Annotated in this window: 7 protein-coding genes; 1 reads left to right on the plus strand and 6 read right to left on the minus strand. The window is 55.0% G+C overall.

The genetic code is table 11. The features are described from left to right. Positions 1 to 154: 154 nt before the first annotated feature. The 6 genes from dusC to mhbT form a co-directional block, all read right to left on the minus strand. On the minus strand, positions 155 to 1,105 hold the full coding sequence (gene dusC, locus EQY_RS0107055) for a tRNA dihydrouridine(16) synthase DusC (protein ID WP_024212451.1): 951 nt from the start codon (positions 1,103 to 1,105) through the stop codon (positions 155 to 157). A 61-nt stretch (positions 1,106 to 1,166) separates the two neighbouring features. Beyond that, positions 1,167 to 2,360 carry a 3-hydroxybenzoate 6-monooxygenase gene (locus tag EQY_RS0107060; RefSeq protein WP_000170146.1) on the minus strand — a complete coding sequence of 398 codons (1,194 nt, stop codon included), beginning with the start codon at positions 2,358 to 2,360 and terminating at the stop codon, positions 1,167 to 1,169. A 14-nt stretch (positions 2,361 to 2,374) separates the two neighbouring features. After that, the gene (gene maiA / locus EQY_RS0107065; protein WP_000781173.1) at positions 2,375 to 3,019 is read right to left on the minus strand and encodes a maleylacetoacetate isomerase; all 645 of its coding nucleotides are present in this window, start codon (positions 3,017 to 3,019) and stop codon (positions 2,375 to 2,377) included. Positions 3,020 to 3,027: 8 nt separating this feature from the next. Continuing rightward, positions 3,028 to 3,729: a fumarylacetoacetate hydrolase family protein gene (locus tag EQY_RS0107070; RefSeq protein WP_000196042.1), complete on the minus strand. Its 702-nt coding sequence runs from the start codon at positions 3,727 to 3,729 to the stop codon at positions 3,028 to 3,030. 15 nt (positions 3,730 to 3,744) lie between these two features. Further along, on the minus strand, positions 3,745 to 4,773 hold the full coding sequence (gtdA, locus tag EQY_RS0107075; RefSeq protein ID WP_000131690.1) for a gentisate 1,2-dioxygenase: 1,029 nt from the start codon (positions 4,771 to 4,773) through the stop codon (positions 3,745 to 3,747). A gap of 11 nt (positions 4,774 to 4,784) precedes the next feature. Beyond that, a complete protein-coding gene (mhbT, locus tag EQY_RS0107080; protein ID WP_000194207.1) occupies positions 4,785 to 6,143 on the minus strand; it encodes a 3-hydroxybenzoate transporter MhbT in 1,359 nt (452 codons plus the stop codon). Positions 6,144 to 6,269: 126 nt separating this feature from the next. Between mhbT and EQY_RS0107085 the strand changes: the two genes are divergently transcribed. After that, positions 6,270 to 6,723, plus strand: a 454-nt coding sequence (locus EQY_RS0107085; protein ID WP_000024641.1) for a LysR family transcriptional regulator, incomplete at its 3' end; no start/stop codon positions are given.

Genomic DNA, 6,723 nt, shown 5'->3' on the forward strand with positions numbered 1-6,723 from the left:
AGAGCCCGGGGGTGCAGGGGGCGGCGGCGATTGGTCGCCCCCTGCGCGCTCCTTGCGCCAGTTGTGATATATGGCTTAGCTCATGAAAGGAGCGCAACAAAATGATGAAGCTGAATAAGCGATTTATTGTCTCTAATATGCTGCGATTCCACTATTATCGCAGCTTATCTATATCAATTGCCTGAATAGCCCTTGCAATATCAGGGGAATTATTCAACACCCGAACATGCTGAAATAATTCCGTTGCTTCATCGTATTCTTTACGCAAATAACTCAACCACTGTTTAATTCGCGCGACGTGATATAGCCCGGTATCGCCCTGCTTTTCCAGACGGGTATATTTTTGCAGCAAAGCAACCACCTCCGGCCACGGCATTCGCGGTTCGTTATATTTTACCACCCGGCTCAGGTTGGGAATATTCAGCGCCCCGCGACCAATCATTACCGCGTCGCAGCCGCTCATCGCCATACATTGTTGCGCACTCTGCCAGTCCCAGATTTCACCGTTGGCAATCACCGGAATATTCAGCCGCTGGCGAATTTCGCCAATCGCCTGCCAGTCAATATGCTCCGCACGGTAGCCCTGCTCTTTTGTCCGCCCATGCACCACCAGTTCCGTGGCGCCAGCCTGTTGAACAGCATCGGCAATTTCAAACTTCTTATCGCCGCTGTCCCAGCCAAGCCGCACTTTCACGCTGACGGGCAAATGCGCCGGTACAGCTTCGCGCATCGCTTTTGCCCCCTGGTAGATGAGCTCGGGATCTTTGAGTAACGTCGCCCCGCCGCCGCTACCGTTAACCGTTTTCGATGGGCAGCCGCAATTGAGATCCACGCCCCAGGAGCCTAACTCCACCGCACGAGCGGCATTTTCCGCCAGCCATTGTGGGAACTGCCCCAGCAGTTGTACCCGCACCAGCGTACCGGATGGCGTTCGACTGGCATTTTGTAGTTCAGGGCAAATGCGATGAAAGACTTTTACCGGCAGCAGTTGATCGACCACGCGGACAAATTCGGTGATGCACAGATCGTAGTCGTTAACTTCGGTCAGCAATTCACGCACCAGAGAGTCAAGCACACCCTCCATCGGCGCCAGTAGTACACGCATATCATCACCCGCAAAAAAATGAGGCGCTATGGTAGCGCCTCCGGTCAACGGATTAAAGTGCTCAGCGTGGTTGCAGACAGTTATCTTCTTTCCAGCCGTACAGCCACTCCATACCACGATAAAACTCTGCCTGCGATTTCCCTTTCCACAGCAGGTTACGTACCTGGCGTTCGACCCCCGCAGCGTGGTATACCCGCCCCATTTCACGGGTTGACCAGACGATGCGCGCGGTGCGTGGAATACGTACCGACTCATACAGCGCAAAGGCTTGTGCCGCATCGCCGTCACATTCTGCCAGCGCCTTACCGAGCGTCACCGCGTCTTCCAGTGCCATACAGGCACCCTGCGCCATATATTGCGCCACCGGATGCGCCGCATCGCCCACCAGCGTTATGCGCTTCGTTCCCCACTTCGCCACCGGTTCGCGGTCGGCAGTTGACCAGCGTCGCCATGACGTCGGTTTATCCAGCATCTGGCGCGGGCGTGGATGAATGCCTTCAAAATAGGAGAGCACTTCCTCTTTGCTGCCATCCTTCACGCCCCACTCTTCCTGCTGGCGACTGTGGAATGTCACCACCAGGTTATACTGCTTGCCGCCGCGCAAAGGGTAATGCACCAGGTGACAGTGCGGCCCCGCCCACAGTACCGGCGCGTTGATACGCAAATCTTCCGGCATATCGGCACAATCGATAACCGCACGGTAGACCACATGCCCGGTAACGCGCGGCACATCGCCTAATAAGCTCTGACGCACCACTGACTTCACGCCATCACAGCCAATCAGAATATCGCCGCTCCAGCTATTGCCGCGATCGTCAAAAACGGTGACATCGTCTTCCGTCTCACGAATATCCACCACCTGTGTGGAGGTGTGATATTCGACGTCCGGATGCGTCAGTACCGCTTCCCACACCGAGGCATGGATATCAACGCGATGGATCACCGCGTAAGGGCCGCCAAAATGGTCACGAAAGGCCTGCCCGGTTTCAATGCGCACCACCTCTTCGGCGTTTACTGCGTCCATCATGGTGATGTGATCGGTAAACACCGCGCGCTGACGGGCAATTTCCCCGACGCCAAGACTGTCCAGCGCCGAAAACGCGTTTGGCCCCAACTGGATGCCTGCGCCAATCTCACCGATTTCATGTGCCTTTTCCAGCAGCACGACTTTGATCCCCAGGCGGGCCAGTGACAGCGCAGTTGCCGCACCGCCGATCCCGCCTCCCACAATTACTGCGCGTGTCACTTTCGTCATTATGCTTCTCCTGGTCAGGCTGAAATTTTATCTTGTTGATTTTCTGGCGCGGCAGCTATAAATGCTGGCAGCTGCGTGCAGGCGTCGTACACCACTTTACAGCGCGGATATGCACTCAGGTCGCAGTTCATGCGTAACGCATTTGCCCACTGTGGGACAAGGCAGCAGTCTGCCAGCGTCGGCGTCTCGCCCACACAAAATTGCCCCGACTGGCTCTGGCGCAGCAGTTGTTCCACCGCGCTTAACCCTTGCTGGATCCAGTGCGCATACCAGCGTTTTTTCTCTTCTTCACTGACGTTCAGTTCTTCGGTCAGGTAGCGCAGCACACGCAAATTATTCAGAGGATGAATGTCGCAAGCGATGGCATAAACAATTTCCAGGACTTTATTGCGAGCCGGTTCTTCCTGCGGCAACAGCGGAACTTGTGGATAATGACGATCCAGCCAGTCAATTATCGCCAGCGATTGACCGAGTGACTCGCCATCATCGGTCAGCAGCGTCGGCACCAGCCCGACCGGATTCATCCGCCGGTAGGCCAGTTCGTTTTGCTGACCAATGCGGATATTCACCCCTTCGGTCTGGTAATCGATACCCTTTAGCGCCAGCGCGATACGCACCCGGTACGACGCTGAACTATTAAAAAAACTGTACAGCTTCATCTTGCACCTCAGACAATCTTCACCGCGATAGGGGTTAAACCCTCGACGTTGCCCGTGATCACATCGCCTTTCACCACCGGGCCAACACCTTCCGGCGTGCCGGTGAAGATCAGATCGCCCGGTTGCAGTTCAAAGAAGCCGGACAGGTAGCTGATGGTTTCATTCACTGACCAGATGAGATGACGAATATCGCTGCGCTGATGATCTTCGCCGTTAACCTGTAACCAGATTGGCGCGTTCTCAATACCGCCGGTTTCGCTGGCTTTGTGCAGCGGCGCGATCGGCGCAGAGAGATCAAACGCTTTGCCGATTTCCCACGGGCGTCCCATCTGGCGCATTTCCATTTGACGATCGCGACGGGTCATATCAAGCCCCGTGGCATAACCCCAGACATATTCGTGGGCGTTTTCCAGCGGGATATCGCTGCCCTTTTTGCCAATCGCCACCACCAGTTCAATTTCATAATGGTAGTTATCAGTCTGTGCCGGATACGGCAGCGCCAGCGTTTCGCCTGCGGCAACCGGAACAACGGCATCCGCTGGTTTGCAGAAGAAGAATGGCGGTTCACGATCCGGATCGAAGCCCATTTCGCGGGCGTGGGCAGCATAGTTACGTCCGACACAGTAAACGCGACGCACGGGGAATTGTTCATCACTGCCAACAACCGGTACGGTAACGGGCGCTTGCGGTTCGAATACATATTGAGTCATTTTTTCTCTCCCAAATTAATAACGCGCTTCGCGGAACAGCCCCAGGGCTTCTTGTACCGGTCTGTCCGAAAAACTAAATAAAACGGTATCTTGCGTGGTCTGGAATGACACGCCGTGCCAGGTCGGCACCACGAAGATATCTTTTGCACTAAAGGTGAAGGTTTCATTGCCGATAGTGACCAGCCCGCCGCCTTCCACCACGTGGTAGATGGTGCTGTCAGTTGTGCGCGCCACGCGGGAGGCGAACCCTTTCGGCAACAGTTGCAGGAAAGCGCCCATCGACGGCATCGGATACCCGCCAGTGACCGGGTTGACGTAGCGCATTTTGTAGCCATCCCACTCATCGGCATCGCCCAGGCGGGTTAAATCGTGCAGCACTTCGCGGCTGCGATCATAACGGTAGTTAAAGATCGGCGAGGAGTTCCCCGTCTGATGGCGCAGCGGCAACATATTGGCGGCATAACGCGGCAGATAATCCCCCTCTTTGCGCGTTACCGGTTGTTGCTCTTCCGGATAATCTTCGGCAAAACCGCAGCCCAGAGTGTTCACTAATGGCAGATCCAGTCCATCCAGCCAGATAACCGGTTCGTCGCCAGGATTACCGTGATCGTGCCAGCGCCACTGCGGGGTCAGGATAAAATCGCCCTCATTCATTGGCGTGCGTTCGCCATCAACGGCGGTAAATGCGCCTTTACCTTCAACAATAAAACGCAGCGCCGACTGGTTATGACGATGGCTTGGTGCCACTTCGCCTGGCATGATCAGTTGCAAACCGGCATACAAGGTGGCGGTAATAGAGGACTGACCGCGCAGCGCCGGGTTTTCCAGCACCAGTACGCGACGCACCGCCTCTTTCGCGCCAATCAGGCTGCCACTTTCCAGCAACAACGGGCGGATCTCCTGATAATTCCAGTACGCTGGCGCGCAATTAGCGTTGGGCGTTTTCGGCACCAGATGGTGCAACGACTCCCACAGCGGGGTCAGGTTTTGCCCGGAAATATGCTGATAAAATTGCTCGCGGCTATTTTGATTGTTATCAGTCATTGAGATGCTCCTTATTCGTTCACAACGCCTGCGCGAGGCAGTGAGTCAGGGACAGAGGTCGACTGGCGAACGACGGTAATCAGCAGCGTTAACATCACCGCACTGATCGCCGCAGGCACAGCGATAATGAAAAACAGAGTGTCGAAAGAGAAATTCATCGCCATCATCACGCCGCCAGAAAGCGAACCGACAATCGCGCCGCAGCGGCCGACGGCGTTTGACCAGCTCACGCCCGTGGCGCGACTTTGTGTCGGGTAGAGCGTGGCGGTCAGCGCGTTCAGCCCCACTTGCGATCCGCTGATACCAATGCCAGTGCCAAAGACAGCCAGTGCCATCAGCCATAATCCGTCCTGACTTAAGCCAATCATCACGATGCATACAACGCCTATGGCATAGCTCAGCGCCAACACGCGGAAAGGATTGAATTTATCCATCAGTACGCCCAGCGCCAGCGCGCCCAACGTGCCGCCAATCTGGAATGCGGCGGTGACCCAGGACGCATGTTGCAGGTCGATACCACGATGGTTAAGCAACGTCGGCATCCAGCTTGAGAGCAGGTAAATGATCAGCAGGCTCATGAAGAAAACGACCCACAGCATCAACGTGATGGTTAACTGACGCCCGGCAAACAACTGGCGAATGCTGCCTTTGGCAATAGCGGCTGGTTCATTGAGATAAAAGTGGGTATCGACATAACGCTCGCGAGTCATGGCACTCACGGTTTTTGCAATTACCGCCTGCGGTAACTGGCGACGCACCTGCCAGCGTGGCGATTCCGGCAAAACCACCACCAGCGCGACAAATAAAATCAGCGGTAATACGCCTCCCAGCACCAGAATGCCGTGCCAGCCAATCACCGGCACCAGTTGCGCGCTGACAATCCCGCCAAAGGCTGACCCCAGCGTGAAACCGCAAAACATCAGCGTTACCAGCGCGCCTCGACGACGAGCTGGCAGATATTCCGACGTCATGGTGATGGTATTCGGCATTGCGCCGCCAAGACCTAACCCGGTGAGAAAGCGCAGGATTACCAGTGTTTGCAGATCTGGTGAAAAAGCAGAGGCAAGACTTAACGCACCAAATAAAAAGACGCACAACTCAATGACCCGTTTACGACCAAAGCGATCGGACAACGGGCCGCAAAGCAGCGCGCCTGCGGTTAATCCCAACAGACCCGCGCCAAACAGCGGCGCGAGATCGCCTGCGGAGAGTTGCCAGTGAGTACGAATATCGGGAGCGATAAAGCCGATAGCCGCCGTGTCAAAACCATCGAGCATTACCACCAGAAAACAGCAGATGATAACGCGCCACTGCATCTTGCCGACCGGAGCGGCATCGATCAGTGCTTGTAAATCACGTCGTTGAGTCATAGTGAATGCCTCAGTGCAGGTAAGGTAGATGTTTCTATTGTTTTGTATATGTTGCGATATTGTGATTAAAGAGATGAAATGTACAATGGCATTTTCGGCAGAGAGATAACCTGGAGGTTATGGCAAATGGCAAACTGGGCGCAGAAATTAAAACTTCATCACCTGCAAATGCTGGTGGCGCTGGGCGAACAGGGTAATCTGACCCATGTGGCGCGGATGATGAATATCACTCAGCCTGCGCTGTCGAAATGGCTGTCACAACTCGAAGATGAGATCGGCCTCACACTCTTTGAGCGGCACAGCAAAGGGCTACGTCCGACCGAAGGTGGCAAATTGTTATTGCAACATGCCCAACGATTAATCAATGACATGGAGCGATCGCAACATGAACTGGCGCGCTTTAAACAAGGCGGGCTGGTCGGCAGTCTGAAAATAGGTTGTTCTCCTGTCGCCACTGACTGCGTATCCCAGGCAATTTTGCATTTGCTAAAAGAGATGCCGACGCTGCACCTGAATATCGAAGAGAAGGTGATGACGCCATTACTGCAAGACCTGCTGGCAGGTTCTGTGGATGTAGTGG

The sequence above is a fragment of the Escherichia sp. TW14182 genome (assembly GCF_000208525.1).
Lineage (GTDB): Bacteria > Pseudomonadota > Gammaproteobacteria > Enterobacterales > Enterobacteriaceae > Escherichia > Escherichia ruysiae.